Genomic DNA, 26398 nt, shown 5'->3' on the forward strand with positions numbered 1-26398 from the left:
CCGGGCTGCTGCGACGCGGCATTCTATCATTGATGGGTAATGACGGCTATTTGGCAAAAGGACATCAGTTCCTGTCTGTTTGCGACTTGCGACAATTTGACGCGGTTTGGGCGCAGGTAGTGTGAACCGGCGTGCGCTTTGACCATCGAAGACCGTACACTCGCGGGTCGCGCGGCGCCGCCTCCGCCGCAGATCCAGTCATTTCTCCCGTTTCCGGAATCATCGATGACGTTTTTTACCATGCCGTTGCCGTCTTCCCGCCGTTGTTCCGTTTGCCGCCGCATCGCCGGCCTGCCGTTGTCGGGAGGGTGCGCACGATGAGGATCGACAGCTTGTGGATCGGGCAGGTGGCGCTCGCGGCGCTGATGGATGCAACGTTCGCGATGGCGGTCGGCTCCGCGCTGCTCAAGGCATGGCTCGGCAAGGACGGCGCGCGGCCGGTCGTCGCGCCGTCGCATCCCGCATGGCTGCGCGCGCAACATTCGCTGGTCGCGGCGGCGCTGGCGCTCGTGCTCGCCGATCTCGGCTGGCTGGTGTACGAGGCGGCGTCGATGAGCGGTGCGGGCCTCGGCGGCGCGTTCGCCGCGATTCCCGTCGTGCTCACGCAAACCCATGCGGGCTTCGCGTGGAGCGTCGCATTCGCCGGCGCCGTGGTGCTCGCGATCGTCGCGCTGGCCAAGCCCGACGGCCCGCGCGCACATGCGGTGCTGTGGCTCGCGGTGATCGTGATCGCGGGCGGCAAGGCGTCGCTCGGCCATGCGGCCGACACGGGCCCGCTGTCCGCCGCGGTCGGCGTGCAGACGCTGCACCTGCTCGCCACCGCGGTGTGGGGCGGCCTCGTGCTCGCGGGCGGGCTCGCGGTGCTGCCGGTGCTCGGCGCGTCGGTCGCGCGCGGCGCGCTGATCCGGGTCGGCCAGCACCTGTCGCGCACGTCGATGATCGCGGTCGTGTTCGTGCTCGGCACCGGCGTGCTCAATGCGCTGCGCGGGCTCGGCGGCTCGCTCGCGCCGCTCGACGGCAGCACGTGGGGCCGCGTGCTGTTGCTCAAGCTGCTGCTCGTCGTGCTCGCGCTCGTGCTCGGCGGGCTGAACCGCCTCTCCGCGCTGCCGCGCCTGCGTCGCACCGCGTCGACCGAGGATGCGCACACGTTCCGCAACATTCTGCATCTCGAAGCGCTGACGATGATCGGCGTGTTCGTCGCGGCCGCCGTGCTGTCGTTCAGCGTGCCGGGCTTCGCGGCGCTCAACTGACGGTACGCCCGGCGCGGCGCGCGGCGGCGTCGCCCGCGCGTGCCGCGCACGCAAAAACGGCCGCCTGGTCGGGCGGCCGTATCGAAACCGGCGGCGCGGCGTGATGCCCGCGCAATCCAGCCTGTCTCACCATTCGGCGACGCTGCCGTCCGCGTGACGCCACACCGGGTTGCGCCAGCGGTGGCCGGTTTTCGCCATCTCGCGCACCTTCTCCTCGTTGACGTCGATGCCGAGCCCCGGACCCTGCGGGATCGCTACGAAGCCGTCCTCGTAGCGGAACACCTCCGGGTTGCGCAGGTAGTCGAGCAGGTCGTTGCCCTGGTTGTAGTGGATGCCGAGGCTCTGTTCCTGGATGAACGCGTTGTAGCTGACCGCATCGAGCTGCAGGCACGCGGCGAGCGCGATGGGCCCAAGCGGGCAGTGCAGCGCGAGTGCGACGTCATAGCTTTCCGCGAGCGTCGCGATCTTGCGGCACTCGGTGATGCCGCCCGCATGCGATGCATCGGGCTGGATGATGTCGACGTAGCCGCCCGCGAGGATGTGCTTGAAGTCCCAGCGCGAGTAGAGCCGCTCGCCCAGCGCGATCGGCGTGTTGGTCTGGTTGACGATGTCGCGCAGCGCCTCGGCGTTCTCCGACAGCACCGGCTCCTCGATGAACATCAGCTTGTATGGATCGAGCTCCTTCGCGAGCACCTTCGCCATCGGCTTGTGCACGCGGCCGTGGAAGTCCACGCCGATCCCGACGTGCGGGCCGACCGCGTCGCGCACCGCCGAGACGTTCGCGATCACCTGCTCGACCTTGTCGTAGGTGTCGACGATCTGCAACTCCTCGGAGCCGTTCATCTTCACGGCCTTGAAGCCGCGCTCGACCACCGCGCGCGCATTGTTCGCGACGTCGCTCGGGCGATCGCCGCCGATCCACGAATACACCTTGATCCGGTCGCGCACCTGGCCGCCGAGCAGCGCGTGCACGGGCACGCCGTGATGCTTGCCCTTGATGTCCCACAATGCCTGGTCGACGCCGGCGATCGCGCTCATCATGATCGGACCGCCGCGGTAGAAGCCGGCGCGATACATTACCTGCCAGTGATCCTCGATCAGCAGCGGGTCGCGGCCGACGAGGTAGTCGGCGAGTTCCTGCACGGCGGCCTCGACCGTGTGCGCGCGGCCCTCGACGATCGGCTCGCCCCAGCCGACGATGCCCTCGTCGGTTTCGATCTTGAGGAACAGCCAGCGCGGCGGGACGACGAAGGTTTCGAGGCGGGTGATTTTCATGTCGCGAGTCTCCAGGGTTGACCGGTGCGGACGTGCGGAGGCCGGGCCGGTCGCGTGCGGTGCGGTTATCCTAGCGTAGGCTGATAAAAAATAGTATTAATAGCATTATTGTGCAGATAGTGGGCAACCGGCGGCATGGCCGTCAACGGAGAACGATCATTCAACGCGACCTGCATGGACAGACGGCTTTCCAGCTTGCGACCGCGATCCTGCGCGGCGACTATCCGCCCGAATCGCTGCTGCCGAGGGAACCCGAGTTGATGGAGATGTTCGGCGTGAGCCGCACGGTGCTGCGCGAGGCGCTGCGCACGCTGACGTCGAAGGGGCTCATCGAATCGCGGCCGAAGGTCGGCACGCGCGTGCGGCCGCGGCGCGCGTGGAACCTGCTCGATGCCGATCTGCTCGACTGGTATGCGCGCGTCGCGCCGCCGCTCGCGTTCGCGCTGAAGCTGCAGGAGATGCGCGAGATGATCGAGCCGCACGCGGCCGCGCTGGCGGCGCGCGCACACGGCCCGGGCGGCTTCGATGCGATCGAGGACGCGGTGCGTGCGATGGCCGCCGCACGCAACATCGACGAATGGGTGCGCGCCGACCTGCGCTTTCACCTGAGCGTGCTGGAGGCCGGCGGCAACGAACTGCTGGTGCCGCTCGGCGCACTGATCGACCGCACGCTCGAGGCGCAGCTGCATCTGAATGCGCGGCGCGCGCACGTGTTCAACGCGTCGCTCGCCGAGCACACGGCCGTCAGCGACGCGATCCGCGTGCGCGACGAGGACGGCGCGCGCCGTGCGATGACGACGCTGCTCGCGGTGACGCGCGCGCGGATCGAGATGTCGTGACCGGCAGGGCGCCGGCGTGGCGTCAGGCGTTTGCGCAGCCGCCGGGTTTCAGCACGCGTTGCGTCGACGCCGGGTATGTCGCGAGCAGGCTCGCCGGCCGCCGCGGGCGCGCGACCAGATCGCCGCCGCAGTTCGGGCAGCGGGCCTTCAGCACGTCGTCGGCGCAGCTCGCGCAAAACGGCTGGCCGCCCGCGTACACTCAAACGTACAAATACGTGCCTCCGCCGAATCGGGCGGCAGATCCTTGTCGCAGCATTCGCAGCCGGGGCGCAGTTCGAGCATGGCGATTTCCTGGTGATCGGAGCGGTTCGGGACGGCCGTCGCCGGACATTGCGCACGGTGCGGCTGCGCGCTACTGTACGCGCTTGAGTCGGCCCGGCCAACGGTGTCCCGCCGGGGTGCCGTCGACGCGCACGGGCCACCCCGGGAGACGACCATGCTTTATCGCGGAAGCTGTCACTGCGGCGACGTGAAGTTCGAGGCGGAAGGCGACCTGCAGGGCGTGATGGCCTGCAACTGCTCGATCTGCCAGCGCAAGGGCGCGCTGATGTGGTTCGTGCCGCGCGAGCATCTGACGCTGCTCACGCCGGACGAGAACCTCGCGACCTACATGTTCAACAAGCACGTGATCCGGCATCGCTTCTGCAAGCGTTGCGGGATTCACACGTTCGGCGAGGGCACCCATCCGAACGGCACCGAAATGGCCGCGATCAACGTGCGATGCCTCGAGGATGTCGATCTCGACGCGCTGCCCGTCACGCACTTCGACGGCCGCTCGCACTAGCGCCGGCAGCAGCGTGAGCCGGCCCCGGGCGGCGCGCCGTCGCGTGCGCGCGCGTGGCCGTCAGGACGGCTCGACCGGCGCCGCTTGCGGCGTCGGCATTTCGGCCTGCGGCGCCGGGCCCGTCGTGCGCGTGCCGGCGTCGGCCGGGCGTTCGATCAGCGGTGCGAGTGCCGGCGCCATCATCTTCAGCAACTGCACGGCCATCGCGCTCGTGAAGTCGTAGCGGGCCGCGTACGGCTCGTGCGCGGTCGCCGTCAGCACGCCGAAGAAGCGGTCGCCGAGCACGAACACGAACGTGCCGCTGCGATTGACCTTGCGCGACTCGATCAGCCGCGCCCCGCGCGCATACACGTTGAAGCGCTGGTCGCCCGTCCCCGTCTTGCCGTACACCGCCAGCGTCTTGCCGTCGGGCAGCGTGAGGCCGCCCGCGAGCCGCCGCCCCGTGCCGTTGAGCACGACGTCGCGCAGCAGCGTGCGCGACACGTTGACGATCTCCGGCGACAGCGTCGGCTGCGGTTGCGCGGCCGCCCGCACGAAGCGCGTTTCGTATGGCGTGCCCTTCGCGAAGTCCAGGCGCGTGATCGTCTCGGTCGGTGCCTTCTCGCCGTTGTTCGCGATCAGGCCGATCAGCTTCGCGAGCGCGTCGGGCTGGTCGCCCGACGCGCCGATCGCGGCCGCATACGACGGCGTGACGTTCGCGAACGGATAGCCGAGCGCGCGCCATGCCTTCGTGATTTCCCCGTACGCGCGCAGCTCGACCATGCGGCGGATGCGGCGATCCTGGGTCGCGTGGTAGCGCGTCTTGTACAGCCACGAGTACGTGTAGAAGCGGGCATCGTGGCTGTCGCGCTGCACGTCGGCGAGCGATGCGTCCGGGCGCGCGCGCAGGTAGTTCAGCGTCCACAGCGCGAGCGGGTGGACGCTCGCGATATAGCCGCGATCGTTCAGGTTGAAGCGGTCGATCGCGTACTTCGCATAGAGCGCGGCGAGATCGTCGTCCGACAGCGATGCGGCCGGCGTGCCCTTCAGTTGCGCGCGCATCTGCGCATCGAACCACGCGAGCGATTCGTTCGGCGCGACGCTGCGCAGCACCGTCGCGATCTTCGGCGGCGACTTGCGCACGTCCTGCAGCATCAGCGCGAGCGCATCGTCCGGCGCCTTGCCCGCATAGCGCGTGTAGTAGCGCTTCACGTAGACCTGGCTTTCGCTGTCGACGAACTGCGCGAGGTAATGCTGGCGCTGTTCGGGATCGTCGAGCCACGACGACGACGGGCCGGCCGCCTTCAGCATTTCGTAATGGACGATGTCGCGCATCAGCCGCACGAACACGAGGTTGACCGAATGCTCGAACGCGGTGTGCAGCGTCATGATCCGGCCGTTGTCCGACTTGTCGAAGTTCGAGAACACCTGCGCGCCGCCGCCCGTGTAGAACACGTCGGGGCTCGCCGAGTACTTGCGTTCGACCGCCGCGTCGAGCATCGCCTGCAGCGAGTGGTCGCGCGTATGCGACAGGTAGTCGAGCGCCCAGCGCGACAGCGCGTCGATTGGATCGGGCTTCACCTGCGCGAGCTGCGCGTTCGACAGGCCGGCGTAGCGCGCGTGCAGGTCGGACATGATCTGCAGGTAGGTGATCAGCGTGCGCAGCTTCGCGGTCGAGCCGAGGTTGATGCGGCCGCCGCGATTCACGTCGAACGGCTCGTTCACGCTGTCGGTCTGCACGCGCAGCAGGTTCGCGCCGTTGCGATGCTCGTACAGCGTGAAGCTGTACGTCAGGTGCGACGGATCGTCCTTCGGCGCGAGCATCTCGAAGCCGTACAGGCCGGCGGCCTGCGCGCCGTCGCGGGTGGAGGCCTGCGCGAGCCGTTGCGCGACGGCCTGCTGCACGCCGTTGTCGAGCGTGCTGGTCGCCTGCAGGTCGAGCTGGTCGAGTTGATACAGGTCGCTGATGCCGAGCACCGACAGCAGCGATGCGCGTGCCGACGTCACGGCCTTGCGCGACACGAACGATTGCACGTGCGCAGCGGCCGGCGGCGCGCTGCGCTCGATCTGCGCGGCGAGCGCCGCATCGCGCAGCGCGGGCGAGATCACGCCGCCGCCCGACAGCAGCCGCAGATAGCTGTCCGTCAGCTTCTGCAGCGCCGGATAGCCGCGATTCAGGAAATACGACGGCGCGCGCTGCGCGATGATCAGCGACAGCACCTCGCGGAACGTCTTGCCCTGTTCGTCGACGTTGTCGCCGGTGGTCGGTGCGGACAGGATGCGGTTCACGTCGTTGAAGTCGCGGCCGTACCAGGCGGCCAGGCCGTCGCCGATCCCGGTGATCTCGCCGATGTGCGGGCGCGCGGCGAGCGGCACCGAGTTCAGGTAGCGCACCAGGACCGTGCGGCGCGCGAGCATCGTCTGCGGGCCGTTCATGTACGCGAGGATCGACGCGGACGCGATCTGCCGCAGCTTCTCGGGCGGCGTCGCGGTGCGCCCGTTCGGCGAATGGCGGAATTTCTCGATCTGCGTGGCGAGCGTGCTGCCGCCCGGGCGCGCCTGGTGATGGTTGACGACGTGCATCGCCTGGTCGGCGAGCGCGCGGCTGAAGCGGCCCCAGTCGATCGCCGGGTTGCGGTTCGGCTGGGTCGGGTCGAGCAGGTAGCGATCCTCGATGAACATCAGCGAGTTGGCGACCAGCGGCGGCACCGTGTCGAAATCGGCGTACACGCGCTGCGGGAACACCGTCGCGAACAGCGGCGCGCCGGTCGAGTCGAACAGCATCAGCCCGGTCTGGTCTTTCTCGTCGTAAGGCAGGAACAGGCCGCGATCGGCGAGCGACAGCATCCGGTCGGAGTCGCGCGCCTGCTGGCCGACGACGAAGCCGCGCGCGAGCAGGCGCTGCTGGAATGCCGGAATCATCGAGTAGCCGAGCCGCTCGTCGTACGGGCCGTTCGCCGGAAAGCGGATATGGTCGCTCGGCCCGGTCTCGACGGTGTAGCCGACGTCGCGGGTGAGTTCGGACAGGTAGTGCGCCTGCAGGCGCGACGTCTCGATCTCGGTCTGTACGACGCGCGCAATGATCGCGATCGCGACCACCAGCGCGGCCAGCAAAGACCATTTGATCCACGTCCAGACCGATGCACTCCCGGTCACGCGCGGCAGGATGCGATTCAGCGGCCGATTCATGGCGGCGTCTCCCTGAAGGCGCGGGCTCCGGCCGCACCACTCATTAAGGATTAGTGTAGTCCTCAACCGCGGGCTGCCAAGAGCGGTTCACTACGGAGATGCGCTGACGCAACACGCGTGCCCGGGTCGCGCGAAGCGGGGGCGGGCACCGCCGGCGCGCCGGCTGGCGTGGCCTTGCGGCCGTTCGCGGCGGCGCGCAACAGGCGGGATCGAATGCCGAAAAAAGGTGTTCGATTACATCCTTCATTTACCTGACGAAATGGTCGATCAGGTGATCGACGAAGAGCCGCGCCTTGCGCGGAAAATGGCGCCGGCTCGGATACGCGATATTCATCTCGAGTGCCTCGAGCCGGTAGTCTGGCAGCATCGCCAGCAACCGGCCCTCTGCGAGATCCGGTTCGACGAGAAAATCGGGCAGCACCGCGATACCCATGCCCGCGAGTGCCCAGTTCCGGATCAACCCGATGTTGTTCGACGACGCCGATTTGTTCGGGCGGACGGTGACGTGCGCCGAGCCCTGGTCGAACGACAGGTGTTCGCCCGCGAAGTCGGCATGAAACGCGAGGCATGCGTGGGACGCGAGGTCGTGCGGGTGGGCCGGCGCGCCATGCCGCTCGACATACTGCGGCGCCGCGCAGACGAGCCGCCTGAGGCGCGTGAGCGGACGTTTCACCAGCGTGTTGTGGCTGATGTGCTGCGACAGCAGCAGCCCGACGTCGAAGCCTTCCGAGATGAGGTCGACGTGACGATCCACGATCGTGACTTCCGGCACGATGGCCGGATGCAGCGTCTTGAACGCTTCGATCGCCGGCGCGAGCACGTGCATGCCGAACATGACGGGCGCGGCGATTTTCAGCGACCCGATCGGCTCGTGGTGCATCGACGCGATCGTTTCCTCGACGCGGTCGATTTCCTCGATCACGTGACGAATCTGCGCGAGATACAGATGACCGGCGTCGGTCAGCGACAGGCTGCGGGTCGTGCGATTCAGCAGGCGTGCGCCGAGGCGATCCTCGATGCCCATCACGAGGCGCGTGGCCGACGAATTGGAGATGTTCAGCTCGGTGGCGGCGCGCGCGAAGCTGCGCAATTCGGCCACCTTGACAAATAATCGCATCGGTAGGAGTTCGTCCATTTTTTATCGTTAAACAGAAATTGTTTATTGAATTCTATCTAGCGATTTTCGAGTTTGAACGTCTCTTTTTGACGAATAATTATTATGAAATACAAGGTTGATCCGGACTGCGATCGGACCAAGAATGAACGGTTTGAAGCGGTGTTTTAAGGTTCATTGCCCGGTTTTCGTCGGATATAAACCTTGGTGGCTGATTTGTATTTGGTAATTGTACGAAAACGTCTGGAAATTTTTGGGAAAAAGAATTCGATATTTCAGGTGCGATTCGAGTTGAACGGGACGCGTCGCTATCGCCACAGCAATTTCGCGGGATCGTACCGGCGCACGGCCTCGACGAAGCAGTGGATCAGGTAGTCGCATGCGAGCGTGTTCAGCGCATCGCGCCGCGTGAGCACGCCGGCCGACACGGCCGGAATCGTCTCCTTCACGTCGATCGTGACCATCCGCTCGCGGATCCAGTCCACTTCCATGAAGTGCTTCGGCACGCACGACACGGTGTCGGTGTGCACCGACAGCGAGAACGCCGCGCTGAACGACGTGCATTCGACGATCGGCTGCGGCGCCGGGTAGCCGTGCGCGACGAACACGTTCTGCAGCAGCCGGCCGATGCTTTCCGGCGACGTGTTGAGCACCCATTGCGCGTCCTGAAGCTGCGCGAGCGACGTGCAGTGACGCAGCGGATTGCTCGCGCGCGTCATCAGGATCAGCTCCGATTCGATCAGCGGCCGGAACGTGAATTCGGGCGACAGCCGCGTGGCGTCGACGATCGCGATCACGAAGTCGAGCGAGCCGTCGCGCAGGCGCGGCAGCGCCGTGTCGAGAAAGCCTTCGCGCACGTCGAGACGAATCATCGGCATCCGCTGGCGGAATGCCTCGAGCGCGGCCGGCAGGAAGCCGAGCGACATCAGCGGCGTCAGCGCGCACGCGAGCGCGCCTTCCTTGCCGCCCGACAACTGGATCACGTCGTCGCGCGCGTGCTGCATTTCCGCGAGGATCAGCCGCGCGCGTGCATGGACGGCCTGCCCGAAGCGCGTGAGCTGCGCGCCGCGCGCATTGCGCGTGACGAGCGGCACGCCGAGGTCCTGTTCGAGTTCGCGGATCGCCTTCGTGAGCGCGGGCTGCGACAGATGGATGGCGCGTGCGGCGGCGCGCAGGCTGCCGTGTTCGGCGATGGCGGCAAGCGCGCGGAGCTGGTGATGTTTCACGGCGTGGCGGGGCGCGGCGGCAGTGGCGACGTTCGTATCCTACACCGCGCCAGCGCAGGAAAAGCACGCGATAACCAGGCGTTATCACGATCGAAAAATGTCGCTCCGGGCTGCGTATTTTGAATGCCTAGACTGCATGCGCAGGCCGTCGAACGGGCCGCGCACCAGACACGCACAACCAGTACGGAGACACACCTTCATGAAGGCGCCCCGAGCGGACAGCATGTTCGGCGGGCATGTCGGCGAGCTTGCCGCATCCCCGTCCAATCGCCAGCTGATCGTCGCAATCACGATCGGCAACGGCCTCGAATTCTTCGATCTCACCGTGTTCAGCTTCTTCGCGGTGCTGCTCGGCAAACTGTTCTTTCCGGCTGCGTCCGCGCAGCAGCAATTGCTGATGTCGGTCGCGACGTTCGGCGTCGGCTTCATCGCGCGGCCGCTCGGCGGTGTCGTGATCGGGCTCGTGGCCGACCGCTTCGGCCGCGTGCCGGCCATGAACCTCACGCTCGTCACGATGGCGCTTGGCACCGGAATGATCGGCATTCTGCCGACCTATGCGCAGATCGGCGTCGCGGCGCCCGTGCTCGTCGTGCTCGCACGGCTGCTGCAGGGCTTTTCGGCCGGCGGCGAAGTCGGCGTATCGACGTCGCTGCTCGCCGAGCGCGCGCCGCCCGGCCAGCGCGGCTACTACACGAGCTGGCAGTTCGCGAGCCAGGGTGCCGCGGCGCTGGCCGGTTCGTTCGTCGGCTTCCTGCTGTCGTATTTCCTCGAGCCGGCCGCGCTCGAATCGTGGGGCTGGCGCGTGCCGTTTCTCGCCGGCGTGCTGATCGCGCCGGTCGGCCTGTATTTGCGCGCACGCTTCAATGCGATCGAACAGCACGCGCCGGCCGCCGCTGCGCGACGCTCGTCCGCGGTGCTCGGCACCGTGCTGCGACGCGACGGCGGTGCGGTGCTGACCGCGCTCGGCCTCGTGGTCGGCGGCACGGCCGCGCATTTCATCGTCCTCTATTACATGTCGACGTACGCGATCCGGGTGCTGCACCTGCCGATGGATACCGCGCTGTGGTGCGGGATTTTGTCCGGTGCGGTGATGTTCGTCGCCGCGCCGATCGGCGGGCGCCTGTCGGACCGCACCGGCAGCAAGCGGGTCGCGCTGTGGACGCGCGTGGCGCTGACCGTGCTGATCCTGCCGGGCTTCTGGCTGATCCGCGCGGTGCCGTCGATCGCAACGATGTACGCGGTCGTGATGCTGCTCGCCGCGCTGCATTCGATCAACGCCGGCGCGAACGGCGTGATCCTCGCGGAGCTGTTTCCGAAGAGCACGCGTGCGACCGCGCTGTCGATCGCGTATGCGGGCGGCGTGTCGATCTTCGGCGGCTTCGCGCAGTTCATCGTCACCTGGCTGATCGGTGCAACCGGCAATCCCGCCGCCCCGGCATGGTACGTGATCGTCTGCGGTGTGCTGTCGCTCGTCGCGCTGGCGTTTGCGTCTGACCGAAGTGATAAGGATGACTGATCGGTTTTCTTATTCTTCTTCCACTCGCCCCATGACCTCCACCATTTCGTTTTCGTCGTCGCCCGCCGACGTCGCCGCCGGCGACCTGTGCGACCTGCCCGCGCGCACGATGCTCGCGTTGCTGAAGTCCCGGCAGATCGGCGCATGCGACCTGCTCGATGCGCATCTCGCGCGAATCGCGACGGTCAATCCGCGCGTGAACGCGCTCGTCACCCTCGTCGATCCCGATGCGCTGCGCGCCCGTGCGCGCGAGCTCGATGCGCGCTGGATGCGCGGCGAATGGCAGGGGCCGCTGCACGGGCTGCCGGTGTCGCAGAAGGACCTGACCGCGACGCGCGGTGTGCGCACGACCTTCGGTTCGCCGTTGTTCGCCGATCACGTGCCGCGGCACGACGCGCTGATCGTGCGCCGCTGTGCCGGCGCCGGCGCGCTGATGATCGGCAAGTCGAACACGCCGGAATTCGGTGCCGGCTCGCATACGTTCAACGAGGTGTTCGGCGCGACGCGCAACCCGTGGGACCTGACGTGCTCCGCCGGCGGCAGCAGCGGTGGCGCGGCGGCCGCGCTCGCATGCGGGATGAATCCGCTCGCGTGCGGCAGCGACATGGGCGGCTCGCTGCGCAACCCGGCCGCGTGGAACAACGTCGTCGGGCTGCGGCCGTCGCCCGGCCGCGTGCCGCGCGCGCCGGACCTCAACGGCTGGGCCACGCTCGGCGTCGACGGGCCGATGGCGCGCGATGTCGCCGACACCGCGCTGCTGCTGTCCGCGATCGCCGGGCCGAGCGGCGAAACCGCGACCGAAATCGCGGAGCCGGGTGCATGCTTCGCGCAGCCGCTAGAACGCGATTTCCGCGGCACGCGGATCGCGATGTCGCGCGGTCTGCCCGGCGTGCCGGTCGATCCCGAGATCCAGCGCGCGGTGGATGCGCAGGCGCGCGTATTCGCGTCGCTCGGCTGCGAAGTCGAATTCGACGACCCCGATCTCGCCGATGCCGAGGACGTGTTCCGGATCGAGCGCGCATGGATGATCGGTACGCTGGTCGACGGCTTCGACGAGCGGCAGCGCGCGGCGCTGAAACCTGAACTCCTCGACGAATACCGGCTGCATCGCTCGCTCACGGTCGCGGATCTCGGCCGCATGTTCGTGACGAAAACGCGCCTGTTCGAACGGATGCGTGCATTCATGCAGCGCCATGCGTTCTACGTGCTGCCGACGACCCAGGTGATGCCGTTCGACGCCGCGCTGCGCGCGCCCGCCGATGTGCTTGGCATCGCGAATACGTCCTACATCGACTGGATGCGCGTGTGCTGGCTGCTGTCGTCGACCGAGGCGCCGATCCTGTCGGTGCCGTGCGGCTTCTCCGCGACCGGCTTGCCGATCGGCATGCAGATCGTCGGCCGCTACCGCGACGACTGGAGCGTGCTGCAACTCGGCCATGCGTACGAAGTCGCGGCCGGCCGTCGCTGGACGCCGCCGCCCGTTGTCGCCGACACACTGCGCTGACCGTTTTTCCCGGCTGACACCGGAGCGTTCCGGTTCGTGCCGGAAGGCTGCGCGCCTGCGGGGGGCGCGCACGCCTGCGTTTCGCCATTACGACCCGCGCAATGGAGATCTCTCGATGAAAGAACGGCTGTTGGCAGGCGCGGGCGTCGCGCTGATCGCGGGTGCGGCGCACGCACAGAGCAGCGTCACGCTGTACGGCATTATTGACGAAGGGCTGACCTACACGAGCAATGTCGCGTCGACGAGTGCGAACGGCACGGCAAGCGGCAAGCCCGCGCTGCGGTTGCTGGGCGGCGTGCAGCAGGCAAGCCGCTGGGGGCTGCGCGGCAGCGAGGATCTGGGCGGCGGGCTCGCGGCGGTCTTCACGCTCGAGAACGGGTTCGATCCGAGCACCGGCAAGCTCGGGCAGGGCGGGCTGATCTTCGGCAAGAAGGCGTTCGTCGGGTTGTCGGGGCCGTTCGGCACCGTGACGCTCGGCCGGCAGTACGACACCAACGTCGACTTCCTCGGCCCGCTCGAGGCCGCCGCGCTGTTCGGCGGCTACATGGTTGCGCACCCCGGCGACCTCGACAACGTGAACAACGCGAATTCGACCAACAACGCGATCAAGTTCACGAGCAACGACTACGGCGGATTCCGCGTTGCGGCGATGTATGGGGTCGGCGGCGTGGCGGGCGCGGCGACGCGCAACCAGGTGTGGTCGGCGACCGTCGGCTACACGCGCGGGCCGCTCGCGGTGGCGGCCGGCTACCTGAATGCGCGCAACCCCAACGTGTCGTTTTTCGGCACGACCGGCAGCCCCGCGCCGACCGTGGGCGGCGTGCCGGGCAACAACATGCTGTCGCCGGTGTATTCGGGCTATGCATCGGCGCGCGCGCTGCAGGTCGCGGCCGTGGGCGGCACCTATGCAGTCGGCGCGGTGACGCTCGGCGCGATGTATACGAACACGTCGTTCCGCCAGCTCGGCGACCTGTCGTCCGGACCGAACCCGGGCGGCGTGTCCGGCAACGCGGTGTTCAACAACGCCGAGGCGAGCGTGCGCTACCAGTTCACGCCTTATCTGTTCGGCGGCGTCGCGTACGACTACACGCACGGCGGCGGCGTGAACGGCCGCGACGGCGCGACGTATCACCAGGTTGCGGCCGGGCTCGACTATTTCCTGTCGAAGCGTACCGACGTCTACGTGACCGCCGTGTATCAGCGCGCATCGGGCACCGATTCGACGGGGCATGCGGCCGTCGCGGCGATCAACGGTCCCGGCGCGTCCGCGAACGACCGGCAGTTCGAGGCGCGAATCGGCATGCGGCACAAGTTCTGACGGGCCGATCAGGAAGAGGGCGCGCGGCCGCACGGTGATATCCTCGCGAAACGCCCGCGACCGACGGGCGGATGCGGATTACCCGCACGCGGCCCGATGTTGCGTTGCGCGGCGTTTCCGAGGGAGAGCCGAACCATGAGCCGAAAATTCATTCTGAAGGGCGACACGACCGACCATGGCGGCGTCGTGCTCGACGGGATCGCCAATTCGTCGTTCGACGGCCGCGAGCTGGCCTATCTCGGCGCGCCGGTGTTCTGCGCCACGTGCAAGACCCAGGGCGTGATCGTGTCGGACGGCGGCGAGCGGACGATGACCGTGATGGGCAAGGTCGTCGCGCTCGAACACGACCTGTGCCAGTGCCTGTGCACGCCGCAACCGAAACTGATCCCGTCGCAGGGGACGGGGACCATCTCGGGCTGACCCCCGTCGTCAGGCGCTGCCTTCGGTCTCGATCACGAGGATGCGCGCTTCGCCGAGCGGGTGCGCGACGTGTTCGGTGCCGATCGTCGCGTGGAAGACGTCTCCCGTTTCGAGCACCGTCGCGTGCTCGATGCCCGCTTCTCGATAGCGCATCTCGACACGGCCGTCGAGTACCGCGAACACTTCCTCACCGTCGTTCACGTGCCATCTGTACGGCTGATCGGTCCAGTGCAGACGGACCGTGATGCCGTTCAGGTTCGCAATGTCCAGCGCGCCCCATGGGCGCTGCGCGGTGAACGCGCGACTGCGGACGATGTTCATCGGTAGATCCTTGTGTGCGCATGCGTCGACAGGCAGGCAGTCGGGCGAGCGGTGCCTGCCTGCGGGATTCCGTTCGCTCGGGATCACTGCGACATCGCGCGCAACGCTGTGTCGACGATCTGCCTGCGCTTTTCCAGACCGGCCGCCGTGCGCTCCGTCACGCGTTTCAGGACCGAGGCCGGTGCGGTATCCGGCGATCCCGCATTGAACGGCGGTGCCGGCGCGTATTCGAGTGCGAGCTGGATCGACTGCGCTTCTTCTTCGCCGGCCAGCTCGGCGGCGATCGTCAATGCGAAGTCGATGCCGGCCGTCACGCCGCCGCCGGTGATCAGGTTGCCGTCGCGCACCACGCGTTCGCGCACGGGCACTGCGCCGAGCGGTTCCAGCAGCGAATGAAAGCCCCAGTGCGTCGTGGCGCGGCGTCCGCGCAGCAGGCCGGCCACGCCGAGCAGCAGCGCACCCGTGCAGACCGATGTCACGTAACGCGCCGTGGCTGCGCGCTGCTGCACGAACGCGATCGTTTCGGCATCGAGCAGCAACGCGTTGATCCCGATTCCACCGGGCACGCAGATCACGTCGAGCGGCGGGCAATCGTCGAACGTGCAGGTCGGCGCGAGCACGAGGCCGCTGCTCGACGCGACCGTGTCGCGCGATTTCCACACGAGATGGACGGCCGCGTCGGGCAGCGACGCGAGCACGTCGTGCGGGCCGGTGAGATCGAGTTGCTGGACACCCGGAAACACGAGAAGGCCGATATGCAGGGTCATGCGAACACTCCGGATGAAAGGGGAACGCGCCGCGGCCGGCGCACGATGGACAGATCGATTCTAGGCGCGTAGTGTTTGGCGAAATTGCCATATCGCCCACGTTTTCAGCCAATCGCCATGCCTGCCGCTCCGCGCTCGATCCTGGTCCTCGCGTTTCCCCGTGCGCAACTGCTCGACGTGACCGGGCCGCTGCAGGTGTTCGCGTCCGTCAACGAGCTCGCGCAGGAGCGCGGACAGCCTGCGCCGTATGCGCCGCGCGTCGTCGCCGCCGACGCGGGGCCGATCGAGACGTCGTCCGGCCTCGTTGTGATGGCCGATTCGCTGCGCTCGGCCGGACGGCCCGATACGGTGATCGTGGCCGGCGGCAAGGGCGTGCAGGCTGCGTCGCGGGATCCGCGGATGGTGCGCTGGGTCCGGCAGCAGGCGCAGCGCGCGCGACGTGTCGCGTCGGTCTGCACCGGCGCGTTCCTGCTTGCCGAGGCCGGCCTGCTCGACGGGCGGCGCGCGGTCACGCACTGGGCGCGTTGCGACGAATTCGCGGCGCGTTACCCGAACGTGCGCGTCGAAGCCGATCCGATCTTCATCCGCGAAGGCGCGTTGTGGACGTCCGCCGGCGTGACGGCCGGCATCGATCTCGCGCTGGCGCTCGTCGAGGAGGATCTCGGACGGGCGGTCGCACTCGACGCCGCGCGCGAACTCGTCGTGTTCCTGAAGCGGCCGGGCGGACAGGCGCAGTTCAGCGCGATGCTGTCGATGCAGCGCACCGACGATCGTTTCGGCGAACTGCATGCGTGGATCGCCGAGCATCTGACGGCCGACCTGTCGGTGCCGGCGCTGGCCGAGCGCGTCAGCATGAGCGAGCGCAGCTTCGTGCGCCACTATCGCGCCGAAACCGGCCGCACGCCCGCGCGCGCGGTCGAGCAGATCCGCATCGAGGCCGCGCAGCGTCTGCTCGGTGAAACCACGTGGCCCATCAAGCGAATCGCCACGCGCTGCGGCTTCGGTTCCGAAGAGACGCTGCGGCGCAGTTTCGTGCGCGTGCTCGGCGTGTCGCCGCAGGGCTATCGCGAGCGCTTCGTGCGGTAACTGCACGGATGCGCGGTTGGCGGCCGCGCGCGGTTGCCGGGGACGGAACAATTGCCGCGTCGAACTGAACGCAGGTCGATCACTTTCGAGTCCGAAACGCTGCGACTATTCAGAAGTGGAGAACAATAGGCGGGGGCTTGTGCCGTGCCCGTTGCGCGCACTATTCTGTTCCGTTGGCGATTCGAAGGGGGCGCAGCATGGACCGCATCCAGGCAATGGAAGTTTTCACCCGCGTGGTCGACGCGAACAGCTTTACACGCGCGGCCGACACGCTCGCGATGCCGCGCGCGTCGGTGACGACCATCATCCAGAATCTCGAGGCGCTGCTCGGCGTGCGCCTGATGCACCGGACGACGCGCCGGCTGTCGCTGACGCCGGAGGGCGCCGCGTACTACGAGCATTGCATGAAGATCATTTCGGAGATCGCGGAAGCCGACGCGAGTTTCCAGACCGGCAACCGCAAGCCGAGCGGCGTGTTGCGCGTCCACATGCCGAGTTCGCTCGGGCGGCGCGTCGTGCTGCCCGAGCTGTCGGTCTTCCGGCAGCGCTATCCGGACATCACGCTCGATCTCGGCTTGTCGGACCGCTACGTCGATCCGGTCGAAGAGGGCATCGACTGCATGATCCGGGTGGGGCCGCTCGAGGATTCGTCGATGGTCGCGCGGCGGGTCGGGATGCTCAAGCGCGTGACCTGCGCGTCGCCCGACTATCTGGCGCGTCATGGCGAGCCGCAGGAGATCGCCGATCTGGCCGATCATCATGCGGTGAATTTCCGCGCGAGTCAGGGCGCGCGGGCGATTCCGTGGGTGTTCATGATCGAAGGCAAGCCGGTCGAGGTGCGGATGAACGGCAGCGTGACCGTCAACGAGTCGGATGCGTACGTGACCTGCGGGCTCGAAGGGTTCGGGATGATCCAGCCGACGTTGTTCATGGTGCTGTCGAACCTGCGTGACGGTTCGCTCGTCGAGGTGCTGCCCGACTGCAATCCGAAGCCCAAGCCGATCTCGATCGTGTATCCGCACAACCGGCATCTGTCGCAGAAGGTGCGCGTGTTCGCGGACTGGATCGCGGAGTTGTTCGAATCGACGCCGGCGCTGGAAGGCGGGGAGAACTGGCGGGGGAAGGTGCGGGCGGAGGTGCCGGAGTCGCGGCGGGGGGCGGTGGTGGCGTAGGGCAACGCGCGTATGGCCGGAAGGACGGGCGACGCGCGCGCCGGATGAGGCAATGAAAAAGCCCGGTAGATCTAGGATCTACCGGGCTTTCGCATTTGGTGGCGAATCAGGGATTCGAACCCCGGACCTGCGGATTATGATTCCGTCGCTCTAACCGACTGAGCTAATTCGCCGAAGACTTGAATTATGTCGATGTCCCGCCAGGCTGTCAATACCTTTTCCCATCTTTCCTGAAAAAAGTTGCCGGCGGCCCGCTCGGGCCAGGATGGCGGGCAGGGTGCCGCCCGCTATCCGAGGCTACCCGACCTCAATCCTGCGCGTAGATATCGGAGTCCTTCGTCTCCTTGACGAACAGCAGACCGATCACGAACGTGACCAGCGCGATCACGATCGGATACCAGAGCCCCGAGTAGATGTCGCCCTTCGCCGCGACGATCGCGAACGCGGTCGCCGGCAGGAAGCCACCGAACCAGCCGTTGCCGATGTGATACGGCAGCGACATCGACGTATAGCGGATCCGCGTCGGGAACATCTCGACCAGCATCGCGGCGATCGGACCGTAGACCATCGTCACGTAGATCACGAGGATCGTCAGGATCACGATCGTCATCGGCCAGTTGAGCTGCGCCGGGTCGGCCTTGGCCGGATAGCCTGCCGCCTTCAGCGTCGACGCGAGCGTCTTGTCGAACGCCGCGCCCTGCGCCTTCGCATCGGCCGCCTTGCCGTCATAGGCCGGGATCACCGTGTCGCCCACCTTGATCTCGGCGTTCGAGCCGGCCGGTGCCGCGACGTTCTCGTAGTTCAGGCCGGCCTTCGCCAGCGCGCTCTTCACGATGTCGCAGGAGCTCGTGAACTTCGACGTGCCCACCGGGTTGAACTGGAACGAGCAGGTGTCCGGATCGGCGACGACCGAGATCGGTGCCTTCTGCGTCGCGAGCTCGAGCTGCGGGTTCGCGTAGTGCGTGAGCGCCTTGAACAGCGGGAAGTAGGTGAGCGCGGCGATCAGGCAGCCGGCGAGAATGATCGGCTTGCGGCCGATCCGGTCCGACAGCGAGCCGAAGAACAGGAAGAACGGCGTGCCGATCAGGAGCGCGATCGCGATCAGGATGTTCGCGCTCGCGCCGTCGACCTTCAGCGTCTGCGTCAGGAAGAACAGCGCGTAGAACTGGCCCGTGTACCACACGACGGCCTGGCCGGCGGTCAGGCCGACGAGCGCGAGGATCACGATCTTCAGGTTCTTCCACTGGCCGAATGCTTCGGTCAGCGGCGCCTTCGACGTCTTGCCTTCCGCCTTGATGCGCAGGAACACCGGCGATTCGTTCAGTTGCATCCGGATCCACACCGACACCGCGAGCAGCAGGATCGACGCGATGAACGGCACGCGCCAGCCCCAGTTGCCGAACGCTTCTTCGCCGATGAAGGTGCGCACGCCGAGGATCACGAGCAGCGACAGGAACAGGCCGAGCGTCGCGGTCGTCTGGATCCACGCGGTGTAGAAGCCGCGGCGGTTCGCCGGCGCATGTTCGGCGACGTAGGTCGCCGCGCCGCCGTACTCGCCGCCGAGTGCGAGGCCCTGCAGCAGCCGCATCGCGATGAAGATCACCGGCGCGGCGATGCCGATCGACGTGTAGCCGGGCAGGAAGCCGACCACGAACGTCGAGATGCCCATGATCACGATCGTCACGAGGAACGTGTGCTTGCGGCCGACGAGGTCGCCGAGCCGGCCGAACACGATCGCGCCGAACGGTCGCACGGCGAAGCCGGCCGCGAAGCCGAGCAGGGTGAAGATGAAGGCGGCGGTCGGATTGACCCCGGAGAAGAAGCTCTTGCTGATGTAGGCCGCGAGCGAGCCGGCCAGGTAAAAGTCGTACCACTCGAACACGGTGCCGAGCGACGATGCGAAGATCACCTTCTTTTCTTCGCCCGTCATCGGCGAGTGCGAAATTTGCCCGCCTAACGTTGCCATGAATCGTCTCCAAGTCCCTTGATATAGATATGCGGCCGCCTTGGGTGGGCGGGCCTGTCGACGATTATTGGCAGGGAAACTTACGGCGCACTGACTCGCGCATGCAAAACGACTGCACGTTAACCCGCGAAGAATCGGCCGCTTCGCGTCCCGATCGTGTCGCGAACGGGCGATAAAACGCCGGTCTCGACGCGATCGCGACGGGCCGGGCGCGCGTGTCAGGATGGATCGGGCACGGCGCCCGACAGCGGCAGGCTGATGCGCACGAGCGTGCCGGCGAGGCGCGGCGTGTGCTGGTAGACGTGATCGTCGAGCGTCAGCGTGCCGCCATGCTGTGCAGCGATTTCACGCACGATCGCGAGCCCCAGCCCGCTGCCGTCGCCTTCGCGGCCGAGGATCCGGTAGAAGCGCTCGACAACACGCTCGCGTTCGCCGGCCGGGATGCCGGGCCCGGTATCCTCGACTTCGAGATGCACGCGCTGCGCCGCATGGTCGGCCCGCACGCGCACGGTGATGCGGCCGCCTTCGGGCGTGTAGCGGATCGCGTTGTCGACGAGGTTGCCGAGCATCTCGCGCAGCATCACGGGATGGCCGTCGACGTCGAGCGGCGCATCGTCCTCGGGGCCTTCGTAACCGAGGTCCATCCGTTTCGCGAGCGCGGCCTGAACCCAGTCGCGCACCGTGCGGCGCGCGAGCGAGCCGATCTCGACCGGCTCGAACGTCAGCCCGCTCGCGCGGTTCTCGGCGCGCGCGAGCGCGAGCAGTTGCGTGACGAGCCGCGCGGCCTGCTCGGAGCTCGTCGCGATCTGCTCGAGCGAGCGCTGCACGTCGGGCGGCACGGGGTGGCGCAGCGCGAATTCGGCCTGCGTGCGCAAGCCGGCGAGCGGGGTCTTCATCTGGTGCGCGGCGTCGGCGATGAAGCGCTTTTGCAGCGCCATGTTCTGCTCGAGGCGCGCAAGCAGGTCGTTGAACGACGTGACGAGCGGCTCGATCTCGGGCGGCGCGCGCTGCGCCTCGACGGGCGACAGGTCGTCGGGCCGCCGTGCGCGGATGTGCGCCTGCAGCGCGTTGAGCGGCGCGAGCCCGCGCGACAGCCCGAACCAGACGAGCAGGATCGCGAGCGGCAGGATCACGAACTGCGGCAGGATCACGCCCTTGATGATGTCGTTCGCGAGCGCATTGCGCTTGTCGAGCGTCTCGCCGACCTGCACGAGCACCGGCTGCGTATCGCTCGACTGCGGCAGCGCGACGGTCGTATACGCGACACGCACGTCGTTGCCGCGCAGCAGGTCGTCGCGGAACACGACGACGCCCGGCGGCGGGCGGTCCTCGTCGCGCGGCAGCGGCATGTCGGCTTCGCCCGCGACCAGCTCGCCACGGGTGCCGAGCACCTGGAAGTAGACGCTGTCGACGTTGTCCGCGCGCAGGAAGTCGCGGGTCTGCTGCGGCAGCGTCAGCTCGGCGACGCCGTTGACCGGATGGATCTGCCGCGCGAGCACGTACGCGTTGGTTTCGAGCGCGCGGTCGAACGGGCCGTTCGCGATCGTCTTTGCGACGAGATAGGTGACGGCAATGCTCATCGGCCACAGCAGCAGGAGCGGCGCGAGCATCCAGTCAAGAATTTCGCCGAACAGCGAGCGCGGGCGCGCGGCTTCGGGCGTGTCGATTTCGTCGGGCGGCGCGAACGGGTTCTCGTAGCGCGCGTCGCGCGCCACGTCGGCGGCGGACGGCTGCTCGCCGGTCGGATGACGGGAATGGGCCGGCGTGGCCATCGCGGCGACGGCCGGGGTCAGCGCAGCGGCGTGCCGGCCGCCGCGGGCTGGGGCGCCGCCGTGTCGGCCGGCGCCGCGGGCGCGACTTTCTCGAGGCAGTAGCCGAGGCCGCGCACGGTGGAGATCCGCACGCCGCTCGGCTCGATCTTCTTGCGCAGCCGGTGCACGTACACTTCGATCGCGTTGTTGCTGACTTCCTCGCCCCATTCGCACAGATGATCGACGAGCTGCTCCTTCGACACGAGTCGGCCGATGCGCTGCAGCAGCACTTCGAGCAGGCCGAGTTCGCGCGCGGACAGGTCCAGCACGCGCTCGTTCGCATACGCGATGCGGCCGACCTGGTCGAACGCGAGCGAGCCGTGCCGCACGACGGTCGGGCCGCCGCCCGCACCGCGCCGGGTCAGCGCGCGCACGCGTGCCTCGAGCTCGTTGAGCGCGAACGGTTTGGCCATGTAGTCGTCCGCGCCGAGGTCGAGCCCCTTCACGCGCTCGTCGACGCTGTCGGCGGCGGTGAGGATCAGCACGGGGAGGTTGGAGTTGCGGGCGCGCAGGCGCTTCAGCACGTCGAGCCCGGACATTTTGGGCAGTCCGAGATCGAGGATCAGCAGGTCGAAAGCCTGCATCGACAGCGCGGTATCGGCGTCGACGCCGCTCTTCACGTGGTCGACCGCATAGCCCGATTGGCGGAGTGACCGGGTGAGGCCGTCCGCGAGTATGCTGTCGTCTTCGGCGATGAGAATTCGCATGTTGCTGACCGGTGGCCGGCGGGGCGTTTGCGCCGGCGCGGCTGTCTCCGAATATTCATGTACAACGCAGCCTGCATTGCGGGCTTGCATAAAGTACTGTTTTTTTATACAGTGTCTGCATTCGTGGGCAGCGCTTGAAAGCGGGCGTGCCTCTAACAGACGCTGCTCATCATAGCAAAGGACGATTCATGGAAGATAGCAAGAAGGGCTCCGGGATGACCGCCGAGAAGAGCAAGGCGCTGGCGGCCGCACTCGCGCAGATCGAGAAGCAGTTCGGCAAAGGGTCGATCATGCGGATGGGCGACGGCGAAGCGACCGAAGACATCCAGGTCGTCTCCACGGGCTCGCTGGGTCTCGACATCGCGCTCGGCGTCGGCGGCCTGCCGCGCGGCCGGGTGGTCGAGATCTACGGTCCGGAATCGTCGGGTAAAACCACCCTCACGCTGCAGGTCATCGCCGAACTGCAGAAGATCGGCGGCACGGCAGCCTTCATCGACGCCGAGCACGCGCTCGACGTCCAGTACGCGTCGAAGCTCGGCGTGAACGTGCCGGAGCTGCTGATCTCGCAGCCGGACACCGGCGAGCAGGCGCTCGAAATCACCGACGCGCTGGTGCGCTCGGGCTCGATCGACATGATCGTCATCGACTCGGTCGCGGCGCTCGTGCCGAAGGCCGAAATTGAAGGTGAGATGGGCGATTCGCTGCCGGGCCTGCAGGCTCGCCTGATGTCGCAGGCGCTGCGCAAGCTGACGGGCACGATCAAGCGCACGAACTGCCTCGTGATCTTCATCAACCAGATCCGGATGAAGATCGGCGTGATGTTCGGCAACCCGGAAACCACGACGGGCGGCAACGCGCTGAAATTCTATGCGTCGGTGCGTCTCGACATCCGCCGGATCGGCTCGATCAAGAAGAACGACGAGGTGATCGGCAACGAAACCCGCGTGAAGGTCGTCAAGAACAAGGTGTCGCCGCCGTTCCGCGAAGCGATCTTCGACATCCTGTACGGCGAAGGCATTTCGCGTCAGGGCGAGATCATTGATCTCGGCGTGCAGGCGAAGATCGTCGACAAGGCCGGCGCCTGGTACAGCTACAACGGCGAGAAGATCGGTCAGGGCAAGGACAACGCGCGTGAATTCCTGCGCGAGAATCCGGAAATCGCTCGCGAGATCGAAAACCGCATTCGTGAATCGCTCGGTGTCGTCGCAATGCCGGATGGCGCAGGCAACGAAGCCGAGGCGATGGACGAAGAAGAGTGATGGTCGGACGCCGAGGTCAGGCTGGCGAACCGGAGCAGAGCGACGCGCCCGAAACGGCGGGTCGCTCCGGCCGGCGAACCGGGTCCTCGGCCACCAACCGGCGGGTCGCGGGCAGTCAGGCCGCGAACCGCACCGCGACGAGGGCATCCGACGATGCCCTCGTTTCGTTTGAGATTGCCGCGCCGGTCGATCCGTTCGACGACGACGAAGCGTTCGACGCACACGACCGGTCGCGTCGCCGCGTGTCCGGCGTCAGCTTCCCCGGTGAGCGCGCAGACGATGCCGCGGCACCGGTCAAGGAAGATGTCTATACGCGCAGCAGCCAGCATCCGCGTCGCACGCGCCGTGCGTCCGGCGCCTCTTCCGGCGATGCGCCGGGTGCGAGCGAGCGCAAGTCGTCGAAGCCGCCGCGTTCGCTGAAGGGCCGCGCACTCGGCTATCTGTCCCGGCGCGAGTACAGCCGTACCGAACTTGCCCGCAAGCTCGCGCCGTACGTCGGCGAGGACGAATCGGTCGAGCCGGTGCTCGATGCGCTGGAAAAGGACGGCTGGTTGTCCGATGCACGCTTTGCCGAGAGCCTCGTGCATCGCCGCGCATCGCGTGTCGGGGTCGCACGCATCGTCAGCGAACTGAAGCGCCATGCGGTCGGCGACAGTCTCGTCGAGGAGGTGAATGCACAATTGCGCGAGACCGAGTTGACACGCGCGCAGGCCGTCTGGCGCAAGAAATTCGGTGCACTGCCGCAAACGCCGGCCGAGCGCGCGAAGCAGGCACGCTTTCTTGCTGCGCGCGGCTTCTCGAGCGCGACCATCGTGAAGTTGCTGAAAGTCGGCGACGATTTCCCGATCGACGACTGAGTGCGTCAGTCACGCGCGCGGCGCGCGATTTTGCTGCAATGCAACCGGTGATGGACAGCGGGGAATACCCGCCGTCGCGGCAGCCTGCCTCAAATACCCAATATGCTAAAATCCACGGGTTTTCCTCTTCGGCCTCAACCTCCAGCATGCCGCTATCCGAGCCCGTGCCCCGTCAGTTGCGACATCGACGCGCAATCCGAGCGGAAGCTTACGAGCGCGGCGACGGCTTGTGGGACATCGAAGCCTGCCTGACCGACCACAAGCCGCGCGATGTCGCGCTTGCGTCGGGCATCCGGCCCCAAGGCCTGCCAATCCACGAACTCTGGCTGCGCGTGACTATCGATCGTGATCTCAATGTCGTCGACGCCGAAGCGTCTTCGGAATGGGTTCCCTATCCCGGTCACTGTCAATCCGCTCCTCCTGCCTATCGGGCCCTCATCGGGCTCAATCTCTTCCGCAATTTCCGCCGCAACGCGAACCGGCTGCTCGCCGGCGTCGCAGGCTGCTCCCATCTCACCGAACTGTGCGCCGTGCTGCCGACCGCAGCGATCCAGGCGTTCGCCGGTGATGTATGGAATGTGCGCGAAGAGGGGGGCGAAGGGCCGGATCACGACGGCGCGCACGCCGAAGCGCCTTTCCAGCTCGGCCGCTGCCAGGCGTTGCGGTTCGACGGCGAGGTCGTGCGGCAGTACTACCCGCGCTGGTATGGCCCGATTCGGCCGGATCTGCCCGGTGATGGCAGCACGAAGGAATGAACGGAAATCATTCGAAGAAGCGTCTTAAGCGACATTTCATCCAACTCTCAGACTGAAGGGAATCACGCATGAAGATTCACGAGTACCAGGGTAAGGAAATCCTGCGGAAATTCGGAGTCGCGGTACCGCGCGGCAAGCCGGCGTTCTCGGTTGACGAGGCCGTCAAGGTGGCAGAAGAGCTCGGCGGCCCGGTATGGGTCGTGAAGGCTCAGATTCACGCGGGTGGCCGTGGCAAGGGCGGCGGCGTGAAGGTGGCGAAGTCGATCGAGCAGGTTCGCGAATACGCGAACCAGATCCTCGGCATGCAACTCGTCACGCACCAGACCGGTCCGGAAGGCCAGAAGGTCAACCGTCTGATGGTCGAAGAAGGCGCCGACATCAAGCAGGAACTGTATGTCAGCCTCGTCGTTGATCGCGTGACGCAGAAGATCGTTCTGATGGGTTCGAGCGAAGGCGGCATGGACATCGAAGAAGTCGCCGAAAAGCACCCGGAACTGATCCACAAGGTCATCGTGGAACCGTCGACCGGCCTGCTCGACGCGCAAGCCGACGACCTCGCCGCGAAGATCGGCGTGCCGGCTGCTTCGATCCCGCAAGCGCGCGCGATCCTGCAAGGCCTGTACAAGGCATTCTGGGAAACCGACGCATCGCTGGCTGAAATCAACCCGCTGAACGTCGCCGGCGACGGCAAGGTCATCGCACTCGACGCGAAGTTCAACTTCGACTCGAACGCGCTGTTCCGCCACCCGGAAATCGTCGCGTATCGCGATCTGGACGAAGAAGATCCGGCTGAAATCGAAGCGTCGAAGTTCGACCTCGCGTACATCTCGCTCGACGGCAACATCGGCTGTCTCGTGAACGGCGCAGGCCTCGCAATGGCGACGATGGACACCATCAAGCTGTTCGGCGGCGAGCCGGCGAACTTCCTGGACGTCGGCGGTGGCGCGACGACCGAGAAGGTCACGGAAGCGTTCAAGCTGATGCTGAAGAACCCGGATCTGAAGGCGATCCTCGTGAACATCTTCGGCGGCATCATGCGCTGCGACGTGATCGCTGAAGGCGTGATCGCCGGTTCGAAGGCCGTGAACCTGAACGTGCCGCTCGTCGTGCGCATGAAGGGCACGAACGAGGACCTCGGCAAGAAGATGCTGGCCGACTCGGGCCTGCCGATCATCTCGGCGGACAGCATGGAAGAGGCTGCGCAGAAGGTCGTCGCGGCTGCCGCAGGCAAGTAAGCGCGCTCAATGAATAGGTATGGCGGCGCGGTTTGCACGCGACGCCAA

At 66.9% G+C, this 26398-nt stretch carries 22 protein-coding genes, 1 tRNA gene and 1 pseudogene; 13 read left to right on the forward strand and 11 right to left on the reverse strand.

The annotated features are described in order from the left end of the window. Positions 1–317: 317 nt before the first annotated feature. Entirely contained in the window at positions 318–1250 is a 933-nt protein-coding gene (locus BX604_RS10350; protein WP_098552813.1) for a CopD family protein, read from the forward strand. 126 nt (positions 1251–1376) lie between these two features. Here the strand turns inward: BX604_RS10350 and dgoD are convergent, their stop codons facing one another. Beyond that, the gene (gene dgoD, locus BX604_RS10355; RefSeq protein ID WP_059233275.1) at positions 1377–2525 is read right to left on the reverse strand and encodes a galactonate dehydratase; all 1149 of its coding nucleotides are present in this window, start codon (positions 2523–2525) and stop codon (positions 1377–1379) included. 155 nt (positions 2526–2680) lie between these two features. Here dgoD and BX604_RS10360 point away from each other — a divergent pair, with 155 nt between their 5' ends. Continuing rightward, complete coding sequence (locus BX604_RS10360) at positions 2681–3364, forward strand: FadR/GntR family transcriptional regulator (protein WP_373562422.1); 684 nt, start codon at positions 2681–2683, stop codon at positions 3362–3364. 22 nt (positions 3365–3386) lie between these two features. Here the strand turns inward: BX604_RS10360 and BX604_RS10365 are convergent. Further along, positions 3387–3646, reverse strand: a pseudogene (locus BX604_RS10365) (DUF1272 domain-containing protein). 154 nt (positions 3647–3800) lie between these two features. Here BX604_RS10365 and BX604_RS10370 point away from each other — a divergent pair. Then, positions 3801–4148 (forward strand): GFA family protein, encoded by a 348-nt coding sequence (locus BX604_RS10370; protein ID WP_098550701.1) that lies wholly within the window; start codon positions 3801–3803, stop codon positions 4146–4148. A 60-nt stretch (positions 4149–4208) separates the two neighbouring features. Here BX604_RS10370 and BX604_RS10375 read toward each other — a convergent pair whose 3' ends face one another. The 3 genes from BX604_RS10375 to BX604_RS10385 form a co-directional block, all read right to left on the reverse strand. After that, the gene (locus BX604_RS10375) at positions 4209–7316 is read right to left on the reverse strand and encodes a transglycosylase domain-containing protein (protein ID WP_098550702.1); all 3108 of its coding nucleotides are present in this window, start codon (positions 7314–7316) and stop codon (positions 4209–4211) included. A gap of 247 nt (positions 7317–7563) precedes the next feature. Beyond that, positions 7564–8451 carry a LysR family transcriptional regulator gene (locus BX604_RS10380; protein ID WP_098550703.1) on the reverse strand — a complete coding sequence of 296 codons (888 nt, stop codon included), beginning with the start codon at positions 8449–8451 and terminating at the stop codon, positions 7564–7566. A gap of 287 nt (positions 8452–8738) precedes the next feature. Next, positions 8739–9656 carry a LysR substrate-binding domain-containing protein gene (locus BX604_RS10385; protein ID WP_098550704.1) on the reverse strand — a complete coding sequence of 306 codons (918 nt, stop codon included), beginning with the start codon at positions 9654–9656 and terminating at the stop codon, positions 8739–8741. Positions 9657–9855: 199 nt separating this feature from the next. Between BX604_RS10385 and BX604_RS10390 the strand changes: the two genes are divergently transcribed. The 4 genes from BX604_RS10390 (at position 9856) to BX604_RS10405 (ending at position 14414) form a co-directional block, all read left to right on the forward strand. After that, complete coding sequence (locus tag BX604_RS10390) at positions 9856–11172, forward strand: MFS transporter (RefSeq protein ID WP_098550706.1); 1317 nt, start codon at positions 9856–9858, stop codon at positions 11170–11172. A gap of 31 nt (positions 11173–11203) precedes the next feature. After that, positions 11204–12676, forward strand: coding sequence for an amidase (locus tag BX604_RS10395; protein ID WP_098550708.1), 1473 nt, complete (start codon positions 11204–11206; stop codon positions 12674–12676). A 115-nt stretch (positions 12677–12791) separates the two neighbouring features. Beyond that, on the forward strand, positions 12792–13994 hold the full coding sequence (locus tag BX604_RS10400; protein WP_098550710.1) for a porin: 1203 nt from the start codon (positions 12792–12794) through the stop codon (positions 13992–13994). 135 nt (positions 13995–14129) lie between these two features. After that, positions 14130–14414, forward strand: a complete 285-nt coding sequence (locus tag BX604_RS10405; RefSeq protein ID WP_096507147.1) for a PAAR domain-containing protein — start codon at positions 14130–14132, stop codon at positions 14412–14414. Between the two features lie 9 nt (positions 14415–14423). Here the strand turns inward: BX604_RS10405 and BX604_RS10410 are convergent, their stop codons facing one another. Together BX604_RS10410 and BX604_RS10415 are read right to left on the reverse strand one after the other, a co-directional pair. Then, positions 14424–14735 (reverse strand): cupin domain-containing protein, encoded by a 312-nt coding sequence (locus BX604_RS10410; RefSeq protein WP_098550713.1) that lies wholly within the window; start codon positions 14733–14735, stop codon positions 14424–14426. 83 nt (positions 14736–14818) lie between these two features. Then, positions 14819–15502 (reverse strand): DJ-1/PfpI family protein, encoded by a 684-nt coding sequence (locus tag BX604_RS10415; RefSeq protein WP_098550716.1) that lies wholly within the window; start codon positions 15500–15502, stop codon positions 14819–14821. A 117-nt stretch (positions 15503–15619) separates the two neighbouring features. Here BX604_RS10415 and BX604_RS10420 point away from each other — a divergent pair, with 117 nt between their 5' ends. Both BX604_RS10420 and BX604_RS10425 read left to right on the forward strand, forming a co-directional pair. Next, positions 15620–16588 carry a GlxA family transcriptional regulator gene (locus BX604_RS10420; RefSeq protein WP_098550719.1) on the forward strand — a complete coding sequence of 323 codons (969 nt, stop codon included), beginning with the start codon at positions 15620–15622 and terminating at the stop codon, positions 16586–16588. Positions 16589–16785: 197 nt separating this feature from the next. Continuing rightward, positions 16786–17760 carry a LysR family transcriptional regulator gene (locus BX604_RS10425; protein WP_098550721.1) on the forward strand — a complete coding sequence of 325 codons (975 nt, stop codon included), beginning with the start codon at positions 16786–16788 and terminating at the stop codon, positions 17758–17760. 96 nt (positions 17761–17856) lie between these two features. On the opposite strand, the gene BX604_RS10430 is transcribed toward BX604_RS10425, so the two are convergent. The 4 genes from BX604_RS10430 to BX604_RS10445 form a co-directional block, all read right to left on the reverse strand. After that, positions 17857–17933 (reverse strand) — tRNA-Met (locus BX604_RS10430). Positions 17934–18067: 134 nt separating this feature from the next. Further along, positions 18068–19726: an MFS transporter gene (locus BX604_RS10435; RefSeq protein ID WP_098550724.1), complete on the reverse strand. Its 1659-nt coding sequence runs from the start codon at positions 19724–19726 to the stop codon at positions 18068–18070. Between the two features lie 218 nt (positions 19727–19944). Then, positions 19945–21498, reverse strand: a complete 1554-nt coding sequence (locus tag BX604_RS10440; RefSeq protein WP_098550727.1) for a sensor histidine kinase — start codon at positions 21496–21498, stop codon at positions 19945–19947. 17 nt (positions 21499–21515) lie between these two features. Then, a complete protein-coding gene (locus BX604_RS10445) occupies positions 21516–22244 on the reverse strand; it encodes a response regulator transcription factor (protein WP_098550730.1) in 729 nt (242 codons plus the stop codon). Positions 22245–22432: 188 nt separating this feature from the next. On the opposite strand from BX604_RS10445, the gene recA reads away from it, so the two are divergent. The 4 genes from recA to sucC all read left to right on the forward strand — a co-directional run bounded on the left by recA (position 22433) and on the right by sucC (position 26350). Continuing rightward, positions 22433–23503: a recombinase RecA gene (gene recA / locus BX604_RS10450; RefSeq protein ID WP_098550733.1), complete on the forward strand. Its 1071-nt coding sequence runs from the start codon at positions 22433–22435 to the stop codon at positions 23501–23503. Beyond that, positions 23503–24360, forward strand: a complete 858-nt coding sequence (gene recX / locus BX604_RS10455; protein ID WP_098550735.1) for a recombination regulator RecX — start codon at positions 23503–23505, stop codon at positions 24358–24360. Before recA ends, recX begins: the two co-directional genes overlap by 1 nt. A gap of 146 nt (positions 24361–24506) precedes the next feature. After that, positions 24507–25115 carry a DUF2889 domain-containing protein gene (locus tag BX604_RS10460; protein ID WP_098550738.1) on the forward strand — a complete coding sequence of 203 codons (609 nt, stop codon included), beginning with the start codon at positions 24507–24509 and terminating at the stop codon, positions 25113–25115. A 68-nt stretch (positions 25116–25183) separates the two neighbouring features. Then, a complete protein-coding gene (gene sucC / locus BX604_RS10465; RefSeq protein ID WP_014896152.1) occupies positions 25184–26350 on the forward strand; it encodes an ADP-forming succinate--CoA ligase subunit beta in 1167 nt (388 codons plus the stop codon). Positions 26351–26398 lie beyond the last annotated feature (48 nt).

It is taken from the genome of Burkholderia sp. JKS000303, assembly GCF_002563755.1.
GTDB lineage: Bacteria > Pseudomonadota > Gammaproteobacteria > Burkholderiales > Burkholderiaceae > Burkholderia > Burkholderia anthina_B.